Origin of the sequence: Frankia sp. AgKG'84/4 (genome assembly GCF_023242965.2) — a bacterium.
Lineage (GTDB): Bacteria > Actinomycetota > Actinomycetes > Frankiales > Frankiaceae > Frankia.
Genome location: NZ_JALKFU020000937.1, coordinates 1 through 711, shown reverse-complemented (window position 1 = coordinate 711; position 711 = coordinate 1). Strand labels below are relative to the sequence as shown.

The 711-nt window shown below is 77.2% G+C and carries 1 pseudogene; it reads right to left on the bottom strand.

What is annotated here, in order from left to right:
* Positions 1-711 (bottom strand): annotated as a pseudogene (locus MXD58_RS26165) (hypothetical protein); the annotation flags it as partial.

Below are 711 nucleotides of genomic sequence, written 5' to 3'. Positions count from 1 at the left end.
GCAGCCGCCCGGCGAGGCCGAGCGAGGCGAAGCCGCGATGCTTCCACGCCACCTCCCGCCCGATCAGCACCACCGTGGCAGCCGCCAACGCCACGACCGCGACGAGCAGCGGCACCCCGCGCCACCGGCCGAGCGGCAGGGCCGCCCAGCCCGCGGCGACGCCCACCGCGAGCACCGGCACCATCGGCAGCAGGTACCGCGCGAACGGTGCCCCGCCCGCGGCGATGTACCCCACGAACGTCGCGACCACCAGCAGGCAGTGGCCGGCGACCAGCAGCCAGATGATCGCCTCGGCGGGACGGTGGTGATCGCCGAGCCGAGCCGGCCGGTGAACCGCGGTGCGCCGCCGCCGGCCGCCGCGGACCGCGGCCCGCAGGACCGTCACGGCGAGACCGGCCGCCGCGACGACGGCGACACCGGCGACGATCAGCTCGACCCGTCCGGTGACCAGCCGAGGGCGGGCGAACAGGCCACGGTAGGCCGACCACCACAGCCCGCCGTCGGCCAGCAGATGTCCCACCGATCGCCGCGGCCCGGCAACCGGAAACATCTCGGCGATCCGCCCAGCGGCGGTCGGGTCGCCGTAGAGCCGGGCGTTGCGCAGGTAGAACCAGCCGACCGCGGCGACGACCAGCGCGAGCAGGGCACCAGCCGTCGCCGCGCCCCATCCGAGACGGCGGCCCGGTCCGCCGGGCGCGTGCAGCGCGACCC